Consider the following 20,112-nt stretch of genomic DNA (forward strand, 5'->3'; position numbering starts at 1 on the left):
TTAAACTATTTTGTGCGAAATTAATGATAATTATCTTACAATTATAGAAATCGGGGGAATAAATTTAGAGATCCGCGTTCTCAAAGCCGGGCAGTTGGTAGGCTTTTCCAGAAAGAAACTGAAAAGTAAATCCTGTAAAAACCAGAAAACATGTCTTCGAAGATTGGTTCCTCATCTGTAATATCAAGGACTGCTTTTCATATTAGAATCGATTATTCCAGTATACCATTAATACTCTGTTTATTATTAGTCTTTTATAATATTATATGGGAAAGGCCGGTTGCTTACGCAACCGGTGAGTTCCCGGGGTTCGATCTCTATAAAGACAACTGCTGCACTGGGAAGTGAAAAGCCAGAAAGATTACATAGTGGCACAGGAAATTGAAAAAACAGAAAAGCAAATCGCAGGAAAACTAAAAACTAGAAAATCAAACTGCTGGAAACTGAAAATCCAAAAAAAAGAAGTTGAGGGCTTTTATCACCCTCATTTCATCATTCAACCACTTTATTTCCCAGCATTCTCAAATGAACCCGTGGGAAACAAAAGCTCTCTTACACCCTTTCCTTGATCTTGGCAAAGAGCTGCTTCAGGGTGTCTTCGTTGCTCTGCGTGTACTCGAAGGGGGAAGTTGTGAAGGGTTCGAAGTGCACGGCAACGTCGTCCAGCCTGTAGAAGGTTCCGTCGCATTCCATGGCGTCGATGACTCCGGGGAGTACTACGTCGGATGCGACTGTGGTTGGGCAGGGAGCGATGTCCAGGCAGACCATGGGGATTTCGGCAAGGTAGGCGGCGCAGTCGGCGGGGATGTGGCAGACAAGGTCGGCACACATAACCAGGGCAGCGTCGACGTCCTTTTCCCTCAGGAGGTCTACGGTTGTGAATTCTCCGGGGTTGTAGCGGGGGTGGCCTCTCATGAAGTCAAGCCCGAAGGGGTAGCCGTAGAGGTAGGAGGCGACCTGGTTGAAGCCTGCGACGTTGCAGTGACCCCGGAGAGCTCCCAGGGTGAACTTTGAGTAATTGTTCAGCTCCTTGACCAGGTTCATGGCAATTTCGGCGTTCCTGTGCTTGCCTATGGAAGAGGACAGGCCAAGGCCTACGGAAATAGCCCCGAACTTGCAGTTCTTCATCATCTCGAGCATTTCTTTCATGGTGGAGATGGAGACCCCGGTGATTTCTTCTACCGAGGGGTGGGGCTCTTTCCCGTGCAGGAGTGTCAGAAGGGCGCTTGCCAGTTCGTAATCGGAATTGGGCTTGAGCTGGACGTGCAGGTCGGAAGCTTCTGCGGTGGGAGTCTTTCTCGGGTCGATGGTGATGACCGTCCGGTCAAAACGCCCGCGCTTTGTCCAGTAGCCCCGCGGGAAAACCCCGTACCTGGACATCTGCCGCGGCATGGACTCAAGCGGGTTGGTCCCCCAGTATACCACAAGGTCAGCCCTGTTTTTCTTCTGCCCTTCGGTTGCTCCGACTTTTCCGGCTTCCTGGATTCCCATGGCTGTCGGGCCGTGGCAGATCGTGGCATTGGAGTCGACAACTGCCCCCAGGTATTCCCCGATATGGAGCCCTACTTCGTGAGCTTCACAGGAGGTCTCGCTTCCAAGGAAGAGCAGGGGGCGCTTTGCGGAAACCAGGATGTCAGCAGCCTTTTCAAGGGCAGCGTCCCAGGCTGCGGCTTGGGGTTTGCTGTCCCCTTCCCCTTTAATGAGAGGTTCTCTGAGCCTGTGGGAACTTACAACTTCCTTAAACTTGGCACTTCCCATCTTGCATGCGTTCTTTACTTCAATCGTCCCGTCCCCGAGCTCGACCTGGATATCATCGCAGGCTGCTCCGCAGACAGGACATACTATGTTTTTGGAAACCATATTCACAGCCCTCCGACATAAACTTTCAAAACAACGTCTTCGGCGCTCAGGACCTCGTCTTCCGTGGGCTCGATGTTTACCGGGGCGCCCTTGTAGAGGGGGGAACCCGTGGAAAGGGTATCTGGGTCAATGACCACATTGGACCAGATGGCTCTTGGCATAAACACATGCCCTTCCCGGACCGCATCGGTGCATTTCGTGTTGACTGCAACGGTGTGTTTGCCGTTCCTGCTTGTGACCTTCACCTTTTCAGGAGAGCCGAGCACTTCAAAATCTTCAGGGGAAATCCAGCAGACCGCACATTCCACCTGGTATTCGGCAGTCAGCTTATCCCCGCCCTTGGCAAGTTTGCCTTCCTCAATCGTACTTCCGGTAATGAGTAATACTTCCATTCCTCTCACCTCAGAGCCCCGGGTTTGCGTCCGCAGCCACGTAGAGCACGCCTTTTGCCCGCTTGCTGATCGCAAAGTCCCCTGTAAATTTCTTAAACTCGCCCGCGTACTCGAAGTCTCCGAAAGAGGGGCCTGTTTCCGACCCGACGTATTCGAAGCCAGGGGAAAAGCGCTCGATCCGGCCTCCGATGAGCAGGGTCCCACCACTCATTTCAACTCCAACAGTGCGAAGAGCACCGCCGCGGACAGCAATAAGCCCGCCTGTCTGGCGAATCCCACAGAACCCTTCCACATTTCCTTCCACGAAGATTTCCCCGCCGTCCATGCCGCCTCCGAGCTGGTGCCGCGCCGAGCCTTCTATGACGATGTGCCCGCCTTTCATCCCGTGCCAGGAACCGCGATAAGCGCAGCCGACGTGGTCTCCGGCGTTGCCTTTGATATGCAAAAGCCCGCCTTCCATTTCCATGCCTGCCCAGGAATCCGCGTCTCCCGAGACCAGGATTTCGCCTCCTTTCATTCCGGTACCCACATGCATGCCTGCGGAACCTTCGATCTCGATCCTGCCTGCGGTCATGCCTTCCCCGATCTTTTTGACCCGGAGCATGTCCCCTTTTATGCGGATAAGGGTATCTTCGGCAGTTTCACCGGCAAAATCCCCTTCATTTCTTTCCACATCGAAAAACTCGGCAAGGGGATAGGTCTTTGGCCCCTGCCAGATTTCCAGCTTTCCGATTTCTTCGGCGCTCTTGCCGGCAAAAGCGTCAGGGGTGATGGCCTCTGCCTCAAGTTTGATGTCAATTTCCTTTTTCAGTATAAGCACTACTTCTGCCATTGCCTCACCTCTCTTTGTTTATCTGTATCGGAGTCGGGTTTGCAAGGTACTTTTCAGGAGTCGGGTAGTTGGCAAAGCCTAGAGTGTAGTACCTGAACCACTCCTTCACATCAACAAGCATCTCTTTTTCCTTTTCGTCTTCCACGTGCACCTCGGAATAATAAGTCCGCTTTTCGGGCACGGATACGATTTCCCCGTTCTTTGCAACGATTTCTCCCGCCTTGATTGTGTATTCGGCCCGTGCAAAGGCCCGGATGAGTTCCTCGTAGTTGTTTGAATCAAGCTTCTGCGGGTTGAGGTTGTAGACCGTAACGTCCCCGTCAGCCCCGAGGCCTAGAGACCCTTTCCTGTGCGCCATACCTATGGTCCGGGCAGTGTTGGCCCTGGTCAGGATTGCAATGTCGTAGAGGGAAAGTTCCCGGTCCACGCCGCCAAGCTCGCTCCTGTCGTTGGCCCATTTGTGGCATTCCGAAAAGGTCTGCTTCCTGGAAGCCTCGGACATGAGCCAGGCCATGACTACGGGATACTTCGTAAACGGCCCGCCGTTCGGGCTGTCCGTGGTCATGATGGTCTTCCAGGGGTCTTTTATAAGGAGAAGAGTTTCAAGCCCCATCGCCCACTGCAAACTGTGCACCGGGTTGGCCTTGAGGTAGGTGAAAGGCAGGACCCCTGACCCGCATTCGAGCTCTATGTCGGCGTTCGACCATTTGTTGCCTGTGAGGGTGTAGAGGTCGTGGATTGCAGGGCCGTCTCCGGTCATGACCGTGGCTTCCCCGAAAGGTGTGCATCCACTGTCGATAACCACGTGGTCCTTATTGTTAATGTAATCCGCAACGTCTTTCACGCCGGATTCACAGTCCCCCCAACTTGTGCCCGCAAAACTGTTGAACATCAGGTGGGTGAGGTAGACAGAGCGGTCCCGGGAAGGGTCCATTTTTGTCTCGGCCCATTCCACGTCCATTTTCTGTTTAGCCTTTATCCCGTCCGGGATTTTCAGGGAATCTTTTGTGATCTCGTAGCAGCCCGGATGCCCGAGGTTGTTGGCGTGAAGGTGCAGGGGCATGGGCATTCCCAGCATTTCGTTAACCTCAGCCAGACCCTTGATCATTTCCCTGGGAGTCATTTCGAAATGGATGTTTGCCTGGTCCAGGTTGTTTACGTTGTCTCCCCAGCCCCAGTTTTCTACTCCCGCAGGGTTGACGCACTTGATCCCGTAGGTCTTGTGAGTTTTCATCATCCAGGCAACATAGGCTGCAGCCCTGTCGAATTCACCATCCCTCAGGTAGCGCATCAAAAACCAGTTGTTTCCGAGCACAAGGTAGCCGCCCATGTCAAGCATGGGAGTGGCACGCATTTCCTCATGGGTATGCCTGGCTTCAAGCGGAGGGACAGCGGCTTCAAAGACCGTGGTGTAACCCATTGCTGCGTAATCGTAACCCTGCTTGTAGACCGAAGGAACGGTGTAGCCTGAACCCGAATGTGTAAGATCGGTCTTCATAAGGTTGGTTTTGTAGTGGTCCTCAGGACGCATCTGCCTTCCGGCATTGACCTTTGCCCCTGCTACGTGAGAGTGAGAGTCAACCCCGCCCGCCATGACCGTCATGCCTGTGGCATCGATTACTTTTGCGTCCTGCATTTCAGCAGCGGAAAGTTCCCTTACGACTTTTCCGTCCCTGATAAAGATGTCCATGACGTCCCCGTTGATCTCGTTCAGGGGGTCAAAGACATACCCGTTCTTGATGGCAATGGTTCCTGCCATTTTATTCCACCTCCCTTTTCACAAGCCTGATCGCGTCCACGGGACAGATAAGGGCACATGTGCCGTCTCCTCCGCAGAGTTCCTGGTCCACGACTCCTACCTTTCCGTCTTTCACCTCGAGGATAGCTTTCTCGTCCAGGTTATTCAGGTGCCCTGCGGCAAGTTCCCTGTCCCCTAAGGCATTTACGGGACAGACAATCACGCAGTTTCCACAGCCCAGGCAGCTTGCATCATCGGTTTCCAGGCGGGTGCGGAGCAGGGCTTCCGGGACCGGAGCCTCAACCAGCTTTTTCTCAAGGGCTCCTTTCTTCTCCATTTCCGGCAGGATAGCCGTCTTGCGGACGTCAATGGCGTCCACAGGACAGGACACCGCACAAGCCCCACAGTAAATGCAGGCATCCGGCCGGTGAGTAATCTTTTCAACCCTTTCCCCGGCAGCCCAGTCTTTATTGAGAAGGGCATTTGCAGGGCAGACTTCCACGCAGGTGTGGCAGGTCTGGCAGGTGTTCTCGTCCCATTCCCAGCGCCCTTCAAAGGGTTTTTCCACGGAAATAGCGTCCGCAGGACAGACCGCCGCACACCAGCCGCAGTGCACGCAGCTTTCCGTATCAATGCTGGTCTTTCCGACAAGCTTCAGGCTTCCGTCCTCTGCAAGTTCTTTTGTAACCGTAATGCAGTCTTGCGGGCAGACTTCAGCACAGAGCCCGCAGTGGACACAATCTTCGTTCACGGAAGTGGGTTTCAGGGCTCCTGAAAGGTGAGAAGCATCTTTCAGGGACTTTCCTTCCTGCCTCAGTTCCAGAGCACCTGTGGGGCAGACCCTGGCACAGATCCCGCAGACAATGCAGTCTTCGCCTTTCATTTCAAGGAAATCCGTATCAAGCAGACCTCTTGCAACGGCACCCACGGCCCCGATTGCAAGGCTCCCTTTCGGGCAAGCCTGCACACAGGTCCCGCAGCCTATGCATTTCTCAGGCAGGTAGACCAGTTGCTTGTCTTTTTTTTCAGAAAAGACCGACAATCTTCTGTCATCTTGCATTTTATTTACCTCTAAACCGTTATTCTGTGCATTCGCCGCACAGCAGCTCATCATTATACCGAATGAACATCTCGCCGCAGTTTTCACAGCGCTGTATCCGTTTTTTACCCTTAACCGGGACTTTGACATCCACGAAGTTCCAGGTGTACACCTTTTCCCCGGCTGCCAGCAAGTCTGGCAGGACCTCGGTATGGGGGAGTTTGTGGGTATTCAGGTACCAGGCGTGGAGTTTCGGATACGCCTCTGTCTTTTCAGGGTCGAGAATAATGCGGACCCCCTTTGCAGCATCTACACCATCAGGAACTCGCTTGTTCACGGTTACTGCCATTTTCCCCAGGTCTTTGATCTTCAGCCCGTTATTCCCGCTGGTTGCCCCGCCCAGGATCTGGAAGGGGTCAGGTACGCAGTTTCGGGTTTCACAGGTCACGTATATACGCTCCTCGTCCCTGACATCGAGCACTTTCCTTGCAATATTGAGCATCTGGAGGCCGATGAAAGCCCCGGAAGTCAGGTAGCCGTGAAAGGGAACGAGCCTCTCGATCTGGGAAAGCAGTTCAGGGTCCTTTATTTGTTCTATAATCGTTTCCATGGAACGCCTCACAGGATCTAAATCCGGAATTCAAATCCGATGTATTCTTTAGTGGGCCTCCCGGCATGTCACACCCATTATGCCAGATTCATTATGTTAATTCCAACATATCAGGAGTCCATGAGGATGCCCGGTTCGATTGAACAATCACACAAACCTGCCGCAGGCAAAGGAAAGTCTGAAACAGGGAATTATTTTACAAATAACCAATATGTTAATTCTGACATAACACAAAAAAATATGCTATGCCACATAGATCATTTTTCGAAATAAACGTAGTGAACTTTTATTCACAGCACCAAAGGAACGGAGACAAGGCATTCTACCTGCAGGATTTGTCATAAAGCTCCCAGTAGGTCAGAAGAACCCCGAACATCAAATTGATGTACCCCGATATGTTTTATTAAACATATCGGTAGAGACAGAATCTCCATTAAACTTTGAGAATAATATAAGCAGATCAATTATAAAATTATCGATAGAAAATTTGCAGGGAAAAGAGAAAAATAGAGAAATTCGAGACCATCCGGTACCCTGCAGGAATTTAAAAGGAAAAGTTCTTCACCCCCCTCTGGCTCAGTCTTTTACAAATTCCACAGCCGCCGTCCTGTCCGCAATAACGTTCCGCCCTTCGCTGTCAATGACCTTTAAGCTAATTTCAGACCCTGCCTTGAAGCCGTAGTTGTCCGAGGTGTTCTTCCCTCCCCCAACACTTACTTTGACACTGGAATACGAATCACCTTCCGCACTGTCCTGCCCACAGAGAATTAATCTTTCCCCTACATCCCAGAACCCATCTTCAAGAGCGGCACCATTTCGGGCCATGTAGTCAGGATTCTTACCTTCCGAACTCAGGTCGTAGTAGTGGACAGTGGTGTCCCCTTCTACTCTGCCACTCCCCTCAGTTCCAACAACGCCACGGTAGGAATTTCCATACCCACTAATTCGAATAGAAGTGGCTTTAAGAGGTAGTGAGTCTCCCCCCTTATGCTCAAGAATTATCTGGTTTTCTCCAAGCGTGACCCTTTCATCCGTCGGACCAACCCCGTAAAGTCCCCCCTCACAGGATTCAATATTGATTTTAGCCACAGGTGACTGGAAATTTGCGCCCCCCCGAGAGCTGTCGAAGAAACTGGACGCAGCTAACCCCACAAGTATGAACAAAATCATCAAAAGAATTAGGGAGCCTATTACCTGAACGGCAGCATCTGATGCAGATTTTGATGAAAAGAAGGATTTAAACCGAACTTGTATAAAGGCTTTCATTACAAGAATTTATAGACATATCAGGATAAATAGATGAGGGTTGATCAAAAAATAATTAGGAACCGATAAAATTATGAGGAAAGAAGGTTATTTTCCGAAAGGAGCTTATTTTCTTTTACGCTTTTCTTTTTCCTCGTATTCCTTTTCAAGTTCAAAAATTTCCCTGACCTTCAGGAGTTCCTTCTTGCTTCTTGAGTAGTGCACGAAAACCATCACAACCCCGAAAAGAAGGGCAACGATTGCCGCAAAGAAGTACAGAGGAGAAGACTCACGGTAATACTTCACCTGGATAGTCTGCTCCCTTTCATCCATTTCCGAGGCAATCCAGAGAAAGGTCTGCCTGCCTAGCTCATCCTCTTCCGCGGCATAAGGCTCTGGCCTGGGTATCCCGAAAACACGGTTGCCCGTGGCATAACCTTCCGGGATTACCACACGGATGAACTCCGAATCAGGCCTCATGATAGCGAGATTCTGGGCACCCGGCATTTTAAGGGTGTAAGCAATAAAACCCGTTACATTTTCCTCAAAATCCAGGTTTATGACTTTCATATTGCGGCGGTTTTCCCTGGTCAGGGTATAATTGAGGTCCGAAAGCTCACTCCTTTCAGAAAGTTCCTGGAAGGTGTCCAGGTCTGCCTCCGTTGTATTCGAAGGCTCTACAAGCAGGACGAGGTTTTCGATGGGAACTTCCTCGGAACTTCCGCCAAAGGATTCGGTGGGGAACATCTCCAGCTTGCTGGCATCTATGACCATATTGACGACCCGGACTTCCGTAGTGTTTCCAAGGGGATAATACGTGGTGGTATTTGCTGGAATTCCGGTCCCGCCTTCATCCACAAAAACTTCAAATTCATAGGAAGAAGCGTTCCCCGGCTCATCAAGGACAATTTCTTCCGTTTCTTCGATACAGCCCGATACGAAGACCACCAGAAGGGCCAGGAGCGCAAACAAAGCCTTAGTTCTCATTTTCACGGACAACTTCTCCCATTCAGTTTAGAGTGTGTATATTTTCAACCTGCGGCAATCTCCTGTTCCCCCGAAAAAGAGGACTTTGCAGGGCCGGGGTAAATGTCAGCTTTTATCCTATGCGTCCCCATCTTAATAAACAAAACGGATACCCGGCCTGAATGAGCAGCCTGAAATGAACAGCCAAACCGCCTCTCCGAACCCTCCGAAGCAGAAAAGATTACGGAAAAACCCGGAAAACTCAGACCCCGGCATCTCCACCGGAATTCAGATATCGTTCCACCATTGGCCAGTCTATCTTTTTAATATATTTGGCCTGAAGCTTTGAGACATACAGGACGTTGCCCCCGAGAAGAATTTTCAGGTCAGAAGGCTTCGCAGAGACAGATCCAAGCGGCATCAACACCGGCCCCTCGGGTGAAGTCGAGAGCCTGAAGTCCTGCCCGCTTTTCCGGACATACGCCCTGACTTTTTCATCAATTGCAAATCCTGGAATCATTTAAAACACCGGATCAGAGATTGTCTGAAAAATATAAATAACTGAAGGTTGTGGGCTTCCCGAAGAACCGGTTGAATGTATCCCATGCACAGGAGCTTGAAGAACTGGATGAATTAATTCCATGCACAGGATTCGAAAGGCTCATTTGAATTCACACTTTCCAGGACAGCAGGTCCGCCTGCTCTCAGGGCCTTTCCGGGGCAGTTTTAAATTTCATGAAAACAATCTAGAAAATAGATAGCGTATGATGATGAAAGACAAGGGAAAACTTGTAATCTGGCCTGTATATATAGACCAGACCAGGTCCAGAAGCAACGGAAGAATCATCTCCCGGAAAAGTTCGGTAAAAGAGCCTCAGCTCAATGAAATAAAAAAAGCAGCCCTTGAACTGGGCCTTAACCCTGAAGTTGAACCTGAAAAAGCTTATCCTAAGGCCTGGTGGGAAGTGAGCGGCAGGGTGCTCGTAGACAACAAGGGCCCTAAATCCGTAATTGCAAAACAAATCTCGGCAGGCATAAAAAAGACTCGAACCAAATAAAGCTCAAAAGTTTAGAGGTCCAGGGTTTTCCGCCGTTCCAAACTTATTATCTTTCAAAAAACGGTCAGGCCTGAAATGATTTTACAAAGTTTCAGGAAGGAAAAACAATGTTTATATCAGTTAGGAGTGAAAAAAACACTTATGTCCGAAACCAATAAAAAAATATTGCCTGTAATAAATCCAACATCCAGTTCAAACCAGCACTCTTCGTCCAGAAAAACACCCTCCAACCCCAACCATGAAATTCAACTAGGATGCGGATGTTGCTCTACGCCCTGTAAGGGTTGCGGCGGAGCCCTGGGAATAAAAGTAGGGTCCGAAAAAGACGTCGTATACCGAAACGTTGCCATCTACCTCTCAATTGCAGTTGTGATAATTCTTGGGACTTTAGTGGTGCAGAGAATTTTGACTGTGCTTTCAGCAGGGTTAACATAACCTTTCCCAGCGCCTTCCCCTCAGGTCACGCATTCTCCCTGTCCTTACTGCTATTGCCTTTTTTCCGGGAAGGTTTCAACCCTTTATAGGGATACCGCATTTCCTTTCCACAGCGCTCGCAGGAGACTACAGTATACCCGCCTTTCAGCCGGTAGCGAGCGTTTACTCCGGGAACCAGGAAAGCATAGCAGTGTTTGCAGATACGGCGTTTTATTTCCCGCGGAACCCTCATCCGGTTTCGCATTGAGATGTTCCGGATAAGCTGAACGTAGCGCTCGCTTCGTTCGGGATGTTCCTTGAACTCCTTTTCCGCAAGCTCAAAGAGCCTCCACATGCGCTGGGTTGCAACGATTCGGAGCATATTTTTCTGTTTTTTCCTGGGAATTCGCGACATGGTGGGATAGATTCTGCAATTTATCTTATAACCCTTCTCTTTTAACCTGAGCCTCCCTTTAAGGTCCTGTAACCTGTTGCAGGAAAAAGGAGAACTCAAGGATCAAAAATAATTACTTCGACGTCGGGATTCTTTTCTTTAACAAGAGCTTTAAACTTTTCAGGGTTCCCATCCGTCCCTTCAATCTTTCCGTAGTGCATGGGGATTGCAACTTTCGGGGAGATAACCTCAACTGCCCTGGCAGCTTCCTCTTCATCCATGGTATAGGTCCCTCCTATGGGCAACAGTACAACATCAGCCCTGAGATCCTCCATCTCCGGGAAAAAGTCACAGTCCCCAGCATGATAGATGCGCAGCCCTTCAAGTTCGACAATGTACCCTACCCCAAGTCCCCGCGGGTGGTAAGGTTTGTCAGGATTGTAAGCAGGTACGACTTCGATCCTTGTCCCCTTGATCTCAAGCCCCTCAGCCAGGACATCCCCTTCGGCAATCCTCCGGGCATCCCCTTTAAAGTTCAGGGAACAGGCTTCAGGGATTAGGGTCGTGGAATCGGACCTCCTGACCTTCCGGATATCATCAGGGCTGCAGTGGTCGAAGTGTTCATGGGTAATCAGGAGAATGTCAGCCTTTTCGTCAAACTCGGGTTCTTCCGCAAGCTCAAATGGATCGATGTAAATCCTTTTGCCTTCCCCTTCCAGCAAAAAGCCTGAATGCCCGAGCCAGCTTATCTTCACACCTCCAATTGTTGCGCTTTTCATGTAATTAAACCTCCGAGGATCTTTTGGTAATAGAAACGTTTGATAAAAATCCTGCGAACTGCCAGGATTCATAAAAATGGAATTTAATTAAGATCAGAATCCAATATATAAATTAGGGATAGATAAACGACAGATCAGAATTATTAGTATAAATTCAAACAAAAATGGATAAACTGAGAAGACATAACCGGATATTTAGAAGATTTTAGAATGAAATAAATTTCCTGCAGTAATTATATTCAGTAATCATATGCAGTAATCATATACACCATCCCTGCAGCGCTTATTGATGAGTATCTATTATAAAACCGCCTTCAACAAGCCAGTTATAAATCAACTTTTGAAGGTGGCAGACCACGGGCAGCCTGATTACCACCGCCTCCCTATTGTTTCCGGCCGAATGGACGGCTATGGACTCCTTTCCATCCGCAATCATGAAGCAGTCTTCAGTGTACTGGACTCCATCAATGAACATGTTCCGGACAAAGTCCCCAAAATCTTTACCGGTCTCCGTGAAGTCGAAGGGCATCCCTCTGAACTTATTAAGATCATCAACAATGAGAATTAGCCGGCAGTTTTTTTCCAGCTTTTTCAGGTCTGATTCAAACTCGCCCAAAAATTCCGGGTTGGTAGAGAAAACTATCAGTTCCTCCCTGACATTATAGAGAATCTCACGAACCCTTTTCCGGATACCCCATTCGCTCTGGATGCACCAAACAGGAGAAGACCTTGGAATTTCGTAACTCAACTCGTTAAGCTGGTCCAGAGCCTCGATGGCACAGGTGAAAAACTCGTTCTTGATCCTGCCAATTACATGTTTCGGATCGACCGCCCTGAAATAAACCGGAGAACCCTGCCGAACTTCCACAAAACCTTTTCTGGACAGTGTTTTGAGGATGTCATAAACCTTAGCCCTGGGCACTCCTGTCAGTTCATGGACTTCCCTTGCGGTGGCTTCTTTTAAACTTACCAGCCCGGCATAGGCCTTACCCTCATTTTCGGTAAGTCCCAGCTTCTCAAGATTGCTGACAAGCCCCGGATTTATCGCAGGATACATTTGTTACCCCTAAAGTAACAATAGATTTAAATCTTTTCTTTCAATATACCCTCAATGTAAGAGAACAGTATCAAGTAATTATATAAATGAATAGAAAATAAAACTATCAAATACAAATAATTACAGATTTAGGTTTAAAAACCAGGGTTTACATTACTGGCCCCTGAGCCTCAAAAAGCGAGACCCGGCTTCAAAATCTGTTTATGTTCGAGACAATCGAAATGAGGGGAATTCGCCATTAAGAACATTTTTGAAAAACTAGGAATTTTTATCCAGAATAACCGCCTGACCATACTCCTGGTCTTTTTCCTTTTCGTAATCATAGCAATGCAGGGCGCACAGAAAATAGAAATGGCATCAGGCACCGAAACTTTTGTCGGGAAAGACTCACGAATGTATCAGGATTTCGACCACCTTTTCCTGAACATTTTCCAGACAGAGTCTATTGTAGTAATGGTGGAGGGAAATGACGTAAAAACGTCGGAACTCATGAAGGCCGTGGACCGACTCGAACACCAGCTCCAGTCCACAGAAGGCGTTATAGAGACCATGAGCCCTGCATCGATTATCAAAGGCATAAATTACCAGATGACCGGCAGATACGTGGTCCCGGACACAGATGAAGAAATTGAGGCCATAATCGAAAGCAACCCGGACACTTTTGAGGCGCTAACCCCTGACGATACGCACATGTTCATCTCGGTGGTAATGGCGGGTTCAACCACGGAAGCAAAACAGAAGGAGATCCTGTACGCAACCGAAGAAGCAATCACATTTTCGGATTTTCCCCCCTCATACGGCATCATAGTAACAGGTGACCCTGCATTCCAGATCTCAATGAACGATGAAATGAATTCAAGTATGGGACCTCTTCTCGGGCTTTCCGCTTTTTTTATGCTCATTGTTCTAAACCTTGTTTTCCGGCACGTCCGCTGGAGACTCCTGCCCTTACCTATTGTCCTGATTGGAATAATATTCACTTTTGGAGCTATGGGATACCTTGGAATTCCCCTCTCCATGGTTTCCATGGCCGCTTTCCCGGTGTTGATAGGGCTTGGCATCGATTATGCGATCCAGTTCCATAACAGGATAGAAGAAGAACTGCAGGAAAACAGCAACAAACCCCACGCAATTGTGGCCACCATAAAAAATACAGGCCCTGCTGTCCTTGTCGCCCTCGGGATGACAGCTCTCGGTTTTGCATCCCTGTTCACCTCTTCAGTCCCCATGATAAGGGATTTTGGAAAACTCCTCATGATAGGGATAATCATGTGTTATCTTGCGGCCATATTTGTGGGCGTCATCACGGTATCCCTCTTTGACGGGGTCTCGGAAAAGAACCTGTTCGGGAAAATGAAGAATAAAATAAAACCTGGCCGGGCAAAAGCCGGGGAAACCCCGGATGGGCACGCGAAAACCCAGAAAATTGAACACTTCCTGACGAAGCTTACCGACTTTACAATAAAATACGACGTGATAGTGCTCGGGATTGCAGCACTTCTCTGTCTCGGAGGCATTTATGCCGACCAGTCCGTGGGCATCCAGACTGACGTCACAACCTTTGTCCCCCAGGACATGCCCGCCCTTGTAGACCTGGAACACATGAGCGATATAATGGGCGGGGACGACCAGCTGAACATCATCATAAAGGTAAAAGATACTGCCGACCCCGAGATCCTGAAGTGGATCGATGAGTTCAGCGAACATGAGGTGAGCGGAAGAGGACATATATACAGTGCATCAAGCATCGTACCCCTCATAAAAGAGCAAAACGGCGGTACAATACCGGAAAGTTCCCAGGAAATAGAGGCAATCTACGAAGAAATCCCGGACTACCAGAAAACCCGCTACATGCACGGGAAAAACATGCTTCTCCTGAACTTTAACATCGGAAACGCCGTTTCTGACATAAAAGTAACAGGGATCAAAGAGCTGACCAACATCGTAAGAGAGGATATCCAGTGGATGCAGGCGCCCCCCGGCACATCTATCACGATTACGGGAAACAACGTGGTCTTCATAGAGGTCATAACCGCGCTTACAAGCGGCAGGGTGCAGATGACTTTCCTCGGGCTTATCCTGGTCCTTGCCGGGCTTTTCATAGTCTACAGAGACTGGCTAAAAGCCCTGACTCCGGTCATTCCCATGTTTATCGTGATCGGCTGGTCCGGCGGGGTTATGGACTACCTGAACCTTGACTACAACCCCATGACCGCAACCCTCGGAGCCCTGATCCTGGGGGTCGGGTCTGAGTACGCAATTCTCATGATGGAGCGCTACTTTGAAGAAAAAGAGGCAGGTGCAAGCCCAATGGAAGCTATCCATAAGGCAAGCACAAAAATAGGAACTGCAATTGTTGCCTCCGGAGCTACAACGGTATTCGGGTTCTCAGCCCTTATCGCCTCCCCGTTTGGCATGATAAGTGACTTCGGGATCGTGACGGTCATCGATGTCCTGCTTGCCCTGGTTGCTACATTTGTAGTATTCCCGCCCCTGATTGTCGTCCTGGACACCTGGCGAGATAAAAGAAGAGGCGCACAAGCAATACAAAACCAACCCAACAAACAAGTTCAAGGGGCTGATATCTAATGAAAGAGCCCGGAAATCAAGCTACACAGAAGATAATAAAAACATTCGCTATAATCGCAGTACTCTTTGCAGTTATCTCAATAACCGCAGCTCCGACCCTTGCAAACGGGAATAATGATGATGATGAAGTGAACTTCATTATTCCGGAGCACGGGTACACCGTGGACTACTACCGGAGCTACGGGGAACCGATCATACAGGCATCTATTGTCGGAGACCCCGAATTCAAGAGGGGAGAGATTGCAGGCCTTCAGGTAAAAATAGTGAACAAGGGATATATAGAAGGTTTCAAAAGGCTGAATGCAGACCAGGGAGGAGACAACTCCACTGAGGAACTGCTGGCACTTGCAGAACTGGAAGAAGAAGAGGAATGCACAACCACAAAAGACCTCAAAGCCACCCTTGTCTCGGAAACGGAGTATATAGAAGTCGACCCCGTAACCAGTGTCCAGGATGTGGAAGAGATTGAAACCGGGCACACACAAACCCTCCGGTTCACGATAAAAATCGATGGAGACACGCCTGCAGGAAACTACGAACTCCTCCTGCCCGTGAGCTACGAGTACCAGGTAAATGTAAGGACAGCAACTCCTGAAGTAATTAACCTTGGCCTGACCAATACGGAATTCACACGAGAATATAAAACAAAAAACACAGTCATCAGCTTACCAATCTCTATTGAGAGCGAACCGAAATTTGAGGTGACGGAAGTTTCCGGGAACCTTAAACAGGGAGAAACACAAGTCGTTGAGGTAACCTACACAAACACCAGGGAAATCACAGCAGAAGATGCTATGGCCCGTATCATAGTCATGAGCCCCCTGAGCACGGGGAAGTCCATAATCAGACTCGGGGACATCGGGCCCGGAGAAAGCAAGACCGCCCTGTTTAAAATTTCAGCAGACCAGGATGCAGTTGTGAAAAAATACGGGATTGACAGTGAAATAAAGTACATTGACGAAGAAGGAGAAACCTCCTTTTCAGAAAACCTGAAAGTAAATGTGCCCCTGGAAGCGTCCGAGAAAAAAATCAGCATAACGGGCATAGCAATCGTACTGATAATCCTTATCGCTCTATACCAGATCATAAACATGCACCGGAAAAGGAATCAAAATAATGAGAATTCATCAGGTGATGATAATGAATAAAAAAGGAATTTTTGCTGCAGTCACTACCCTTCTGATCCTGGGCCTTGCAGCCCTGCCAGCACAGGCAGCCATACCAGAAAATTTTGACATCAGTAACAATTACTACACCGTCTACGGAGGTCCGGACCTCAGCGCCACCCTTCTCGGGGACAACGAGTTTTCCAGAGGGGACACAGTGACCCTTAGCATCGAGATGATGAACAAGGGTGCAATTTCCGGCTTCAAGTCCGAAGATGAAGCTGATGATGGAAAAGAAACTGTACTCCAGAAAACTGAGATGCAGTATGAAGCCCAGACCGTGACTGCGATTGGAATCCTTGCTACCCTTACGTCCGACGACCCGAACATCAAGGTAAAATCCGGGTCCCAGGAAGCAGGAACTCTCAAACAGGGAAAGGACAGCTCAAGCCCCACAAAATTCACCATCGAAATCAGTAAGAATGCACCTGCCGGAACGTATCCATTAACACTCGATCTTTCGTACAAATACCAGAATAATGTGCAGGTAGGTGGAGATGATATTGACACAACTACGGGCCTGGTAACAAACCACGAGGTTGGGATCTGGTACGAAAACACTACCCAGACCCAGACCCTGGAAGTAAAGGTCAAAAAAGAGCCCTACTTTGAAGTAACGGAAGTGGAAGGGAACCTCTACCCCGACGAAGGCGGTATGCTCTACGTCACCTATAAAAATACAGGAGAAGAACCTGCAAAGGATGCCACCGTAAGAGTCAGCGCAGGTGACCCTTTCAGTACCACGGACGACCAGGCCTACCTGGGAACCCTGAACCCGGGAGAAAGCTCAGTTGCCGTCTTTGACATGGACGTGGACGAAGACGCAAACCCCAAGCCTTACTCCCTTAATAGCGAGATCCTTTACGAAGACACCGACGGACATGACCAGATCTCGGACAGTGTCAAGATCAACACGGAAGTCCTGTCCGCAGAAAAAAGCCTCCCTGGATACCAGATTGGTGCAGGAATAGGTTTCATAGCCCTTGCAGCCTGTTTCGTCCTATACAGGAAGAAACAGCAGGAATAAAGGTAAGACCTGATGAAAGGTAAGACCTGGAACGGAAAAGGCTCAAAAGGAAAAGGCTCAAAAGGAAAAGGCTCAAAAAGCCAGATCTAAAAAACCCGACGTAACCATACCGCTTGAGGATTAAACTCAACCAGGAATGGTTACACTTTTTTGTAACACATCTTCTTCTGCTTCATCCGGACCTGATTGATTTATCTAATGGGGTAAAACGATTGATCGATCTGATTGAATGAACAGATTAACGAAAATAAGATAGATGTGAGGGAAGAAGAAAGGTAAAACGGTTTATTTACCGGGTATTAAAAAAGGATTATTTTCTTAATTCTTTTTTTCAGGCTTCTTTTCTTTCGATTTATTAACTTTCAATTTCTTATCTTCAGGTTTATTTTCTTCAGAACACTCAGGCTCCGGCCTCTTTGCAACCATTACTTCCGTGGACTTAATAACAGCATATATCCGGTCTCCGGGCTTTATGTCGAGTTGCTCCACGGCCTCTTCGGTGACAACTGAGGTAAGGATTGAAGGTTCAATTTCAATCGTAATCTTCGAGACCAGACCGCCTTTCTCGACTTCAAGGACCTTTCCTGGAAGCCTGTTCCGGGCTGAGATTTTAAAGCCAACGTTTTCCCAGGCGGTTTCGTCTCCCACAGCCTCTTTGATAAGTTGCCTACTGGTTTCATATTCGGCCAACATTTTTCGACCCACTTCCGTAAGGAAGGTCCCCTGGTTTTTCCCCCCCCGCACCGTGACTACTGCGGGATCTCCGAGCCTTTCGTTCATTTTTTTCAACATGAGCCAGGCATGTTTATAGGAGATCCCCAGTTTCTCGCAGGCTTTCCGGAGAGACCTTTCCTCGTCAATAGCTTTGAGCAAACTGGCTTTCCCGGCCCCCATTACGGGCTTTCCGTCTTCTGTAAACCAGAGCTTTGTTTTCGCTTTCATAAATTTCCACCTCATCGGAGCACATGGATAGAAGAAGCTTTGAACTGGGCATAAACAGGCACCCCGGGAGCTAGCTCCATTTCTTCGGCAGACTGCCGGGTTACCAGTGCGTTCAGGAGGAGCCCGCAATCCATCCGCACCCGCACAAGTGCGCCCAGGCTCTGAACCTCTATCACCATGCCTTTCAGTGAGTTCCTGATGCTGGATTGTGTGAAGGTCTTACTTAAAACTATGTTTTCCGGCCTCAGGCCGACATGTACCATGTTCCCGACCTCCACCTCCCCGGCAGCTTCAAGCACCGTTCCTTCGGCTTCGATCCGGAGGAGGCCCTCTTCACAGGAAAGTACCCTGCCTTTCAGGACATTCTCGAAACCTACGAAATCAGCGATCACGTCGTTTGCAGGTTTTTCAAAGACTTCTTCCGGCGTACCCACCTGTACAAGCTTTCCGTCCATAACCACCGCAACCTTATCTGCCATGATCCGGGCTTCGGTCTGGTCGTGGGTAATGTGGAGCACGGTCAGCTTACCCTTCCGGTGCACATTCAAAAGCATCTCCCGGGCACTATCCTGTGTCCTCGGATCAAGGGCACTCAAGGGCTCGTCCAGCATGAGGATTTCAGGATCTGTAACGAGAGCCCGGGCAAGGGACACCCGCTGCTGTTCCCCACCAGAAAGGTTTAGAGGATGCCTTTCCAGCAGGTGGGAAATATTAAGGTATTCCGAAATTTCCATTAACTTTTCGGGAGCTTTGAGTTTTTTCATCTTCAGCCCGAATTCGATGTTCTTTTTAACGGTCATGTGGGGAAAAAGGGAATAGTCCTGGTACACAAAAGCCAGGTTGCGTTTTTCCGGAGATAAGTCCGTAACGTCCTTTCCATTGATCAGGATTTTTCCAGAATCCGGGCGGTGGAAACCTGCTATAAGTTCAAGGAGTAAGGTTTTTCCGGAACCTGTGGGCCCGAGGATTACGAAATACTCTCCGTCCCGGATAGTTAGGTCCAGAGAATCCAGGGCAAAAGTTTTCCATTTTCGGGAAAGGGCTTTAATCTCTATCATATATGCTCCAGCCTGCAGAAAGTATTCTGATTACTATAAAGATTGTGAGGGTTATAAGGATCAGGAGAACTGCAATTGGCCTTGATGCCGAAAGCCCATATGATATGTAGCGCTCGTAGATCAGGGTTGGTCCTATCATCGGATAGTAGGCGATGATTACAACAGCCCCGAACTCACTGATAGCCCTGGCCCAGGTCATGATAGCTCCCACAAGAAGGTGCCTGGCCGAGAGGGGAAGAGTTACAAGGAAAAAGGCTTTCCAGAGAGGAGCACCCAGAGAACGGGCCGCTTTTTCAAGCCTTGGGTTAACACTTTTGAAGCCTTCCCTTGCGGAATTGGCAAGGTAGGGCACGGACACGAAAAGCATTGCAACCACTATGCCTGGAAGAGCATCCCTAAACTGGACATAAGGTTCGAGCGGGCCGCCTATAAGCCCGCGGGATCCGAAAACCGTCAGGAGCGCAATCCCGGCAACCGTATGCGGGACTACAACAGGAACATCGATGATACTCTCAACAAGGCGTTTTCCCGGGAAATCAAACCTTGCCAGGATGTAGCCCGTGGGAGCCCCGAGAAAGAGGGCTATAAGAGTAGCAAGAAAACCTGCATAAAGAGAGAGAAAAATTGAGCTCATAACCGAACTGTTTTTTGCAGTTCTGACCAGGCCAGGAAAATCGTTCAGTAACTGGCCAATGATCATGTTTGCAAGGGTAACGGAAATAAAAAGGAAAAGAACAAGCAGTAAAAAGGAAAAAACGGAAATCAAAGGCTCGAGTTTTTTAGACTTCCTGGCTACGGGTTTCATATTCATCCTTTTTACTGTCGTTTTGCTTGTTATGGGTTTCCCCGTTTTTCAATGAATTGCATTATTATATGCATTCACACAAACATGCGTATGTAAACGTTCATACACAAAGTGCGTACACAAACATGCAGACGCAAATAT

At 48.8% G+C, this 20,112-nt stretch carries 21 protein-coding genes; 6 read left to right on the top strand and 15 right to left on the bottom strand.

Translation table 11 applies throughout. The features are described 5' to 3' along the window. The first annotated feature begins 344 nt into the window (after positions 1-344). Positions 345-569 (top strand): hypothetical protein, encoded by a 225-nt coding sequence (locus MSMTP_RS16385; RefSeq protein WP_048181689.1) that lies wholly within the window; start codon positions 345-347, stop codon positions 567-569. Here MSMTP_RS16385 and MSMTP_RS16390 read toward each other — a convergent pair. The 9 genes from MSMTP_RS16390 to MSMTP_RS16430 form a co-directional block, all read right to left on the bottom strand. Further along, positions 553-1,860 (bottom strand): formylmethanofuran dehydrogenase subunit B, encoded by a 1,308-nt coding sequence (locus MSMTP_RS16390; protein WP_048181692.1) that lies wholly within the window; start codon positions 1,858-1,860, stop codon positions 553-555. The two genes, MSMTP_RS16385 and MSMTP_RS16390, sit on opposite strands and share 17 nt — an antisense overlap. 2 nt (positions 1,861-1,862) lie before the next feature. Continuing rightward, entirely contained in the window at positions 1,863-2,252 is a 390-nt protein-coding gene (locus MSMTP_RS16395) for a molybdopterin dinucleotide binding domain-containing protein (RefSeq protein ID WP_048183868.1), read from the bottom strand. Between the two features lie 10 nt (positions 2,253-2,262). Continuing rightward, positions 2,263-3,084: a formylmethanofuran dehydrogenase subunit C gene (locus MSMTP_RS16400; RefSeq protein WP_048181694.1), complete on the bottom strand. Its 822-nt coding sequence runs from the start codon at positions 3,082-3,084 to the stop codon at positions 2,263-2,265. 4 nt (positions 3,085-3,088) lie between these two features. Beyond that, positions 3,089-4,843 (bottom strand): formylmethanofuran dehydrogenase subunit A, encoded by a 1,755-nt coding sequence (locus MSMTP_RS16405; protein WP_048181697.1) that lies wholly within the window; start codon positions 4,841-4,843, stop codon positions 3,089-3,091. Between the two features lies 1 nt (position 4,844). Then, positions 4,845-5,882 (bottom strand): 4Fe-4S binding protein, encoded by a 1,038-nt coding sequence (locus tag MSMTP_RS16410; protein ID WP_048181699.1) that lies wholly within the window; start codon positions 5,880-5,882, stop codon positions 4,845-4,847. A gap of 19 nt (positions 5,883-5,901) precedes the next feature. After that, the gene (locus tag MSMTP_RS16415; RefSeq protein ID WP_048181702.1) at positions 5,902-6,471 is read right to left on the bottom strand and encodes an FmdE family protein; all 570 of its coding nucleotides are present in this window, start codon (positions 6,469-6,471) and stop codon (positions 5,902-5,904) included. A 576-nt stretch (positions 6,472-7,047) separates the two neighbouring features. Further along, positions 7,048-7,737 (bottom strand): type IV pilin, encoded by a 690-nt coding sequence (locus MSMTP_RS16420; protein WP_048181705.1) that lies wholly within the window; start codon positions 7,735-7,737, stop codon positions 7,048-7,050. Positions 7,738-7,842: 105 nt separating this feature from the next. Next, positions 7,843-8,703: a DUF5803 family protein gene (locus tag MSMTP_RS16425; RefSeq protein WP_231583005.1), complete on the bottom strand. Its 861-nt coding sequence runs from the start codon at positions 8,701-8,703 to the stop codon at positions 7,843-7,845. 241 nt (positions 8,704-8,944) lie between these two features. Then, the gene (locus tag MSMTP_RS16430; protein WP_048181706.1) at positions 8,945-9,202 is read right to left on the bottom strand and encodes a hypothetical protein; all 258 of its coding nucleotides are present in this window, start codon (positions 9,200-9,202) and stop codon (positions 8,945-8,947) included. Positions 9,203-9,452: 250 nt separating this feature from the next. Between MSMTP_RS16430 and MSMTP_RS16435 the strand changes: the two genes are divergently transcribed. Beyond that, positions 9,453-9,740, top strand: coding sequence for a signal recognition particle protein Srp19 (locus tag MSMTP_RS16435; protein ID WP_048183873.1), 288 nt, complete (start codon positions 9,453-9,455; stop codon positions 9,738-9,740). Positions 9,741-9,881: 141 nt separating this feature from the next. Beyond that, positions 9,882-10,175 carry a hypothetical protein gene (locus tag MSMTP_RS19515; RefSeq protein ID WP_197076107.1) on the top strand — a complete coding sequence of 98 codons (294 nt, stop codon included), beginning with the start codon at positions 9,882-9,884 and terminating at the stop codon, positions 10,173-10,175. 25 nt (positions 10,176-10,200) lie between these two features. Here the strand turns inward: MSMTP_RS19515 and MSMTP_RS16440 are convergent, their stop codons facing one another. From MSMTP_RS16440 to MSMTP_RS16450, 3 genes are all read right to left on the bottom strand, one after another. Then, a complete protein-coding gene (locus MSMTP_RS16440) occupies positions 10,201-10,569 on the bottom strand; it encodes a ribonuclease P protein component 4 (RefSeq protein WP_048183876.1) in 369 nt (122 codons plus the stop codon). Positions 10,570-10,664: 95 nt separating this feature from the next. Beyond that, a complete protein-coding gene (locus tag MSMTP_RS16445) occupies positions 10,665-11,327 on the bottom strand; it encodes an MBL fold metallo-hydrolase (RefSeq protein WP_048181709.1) in 663 nt (220 codons plus the stop codon). A gap of 283 nt (positions 11,328-11,610) precedes the next feature. Continuing rightward, positions 11,611-12,384: a TrmB family transcriptional regulator gene (locus tag MSMTP_RS16450; protein ID WP_048181713.1), complete on the bottom strand. Its 774-nt coding sequence runs from the start codon at positions 12,382-12,384 to the stop codon at positions 11,611-11,613. Between the two features lie 327 nt (positions 12,385-12,711). Between MSMTP_RS16450 and MSMTP_RS16455 the strand changes: the two genes are divergently transcribed. Genes MSMTP_RS16455 through MSMTP_RS16465 form a run of 3 tightly spaced genes read left to right on the top strand, consistent with a single transcriptional unit; the run spans position 12,712 to position 17,166 of the window. Next, a complete protein-coding gene (locus tag MSMTP_RS16455; protein WP_231582834.1) occupies positions 12,712-14,973 on the top strand; it encodes an RND family transporter in 2,262 nt (753 codons plus the stop codon). Further along, the gene (locus MSMTP_RS16460) at positions 14,973-16,121 is read left to right on the top strand and encodes a COG1361 S-layer family protein (protein WP_048181718.1); all 1,149 of its coding nucleotides are present in this window, start codon (positions 14,973-14,975) and stop codon (positions 16,119-16,121) included. The genes MSMTP_RS16455 and MSMTP_RS16460 overlap by 1 nt, the downstream gene beginning before the upstream one ends. After that, positions 16,114-17,166: a COG1361 S-layer family protein gene (locus tag MSMTP_RS16465; protein ID WP_048181720.1), complete on the top strand. Its 1,053-nt coding sequence runs from the start codon at positions 16,114-16,116 to the stop codon at positions 17,164-17,166. The genes MSMTP_RS16460 and MSMTP_RS16465 overlap by 8 nt, the downstream gene beginning before the upstream one ends. A 318-nt stretch (positions 17,167-17,484) precedes the next feature. Here MSMTP_RS16465 and MSMTP_RS16470 read toward each other — a convergent pair whose 3' ends face one another. The 3 genes from MSMTP_RS16470 to MSMTP_RS16480 are packed head-to-tail and all read right to left on the bottom strand — an operon-like array spanning position 17,485 to position 19,971. Next, positions 17,485-18,108 (bottom strand): TOBE domain-containing protein, encoded by a 624-nt coding sequence (locus MSMTP_RS16470; RefSeq protein WP_082090668.1) that lies wholly within the window; start codon positions 18,106-18,108, stop codon positions 17,485-17,487. A gap of 11 nt (positions 18,109-18,119) precedes the next feature. Beyond that, positions 18,120-19,166, bottom strand: a complete 1,047-nt coding sequence (locus tag MSMTP_RS16475) for an ATP-binding cassette domain-containing protein (RefSeq protein ID WP_048181724.1) — start codon at positions 19,164-19,166, stop codon at positions 18,120-18,122. Next, complete coding sequence (locus MSMTP_RS16480) at positions 19,153-19,971, bottom strand: ABC transporter permease (RefSeq protein WP_048183882.1); 819 nt, start codon at positions 19,969-19,971, stop codon at positions 19,153-19,155. The genes MSMTP_RS16475 and MSMTP_RS16480 overlap by 14 nt, the downstream gene beginning before the upstream one ends. Positions 19,972-20,112: the final 141 nt, after the last annotated feature.

The sequence above is a fragment of the Methanosarcina sp. MTP4 genome, from assembly GCF_000970045.1.
Classification (GTDB): domain Archaea; phylum Halobacteriota; class Methanosarcinia; order Methanosarcinales; family Methanosarcinaceae; genus MTP4.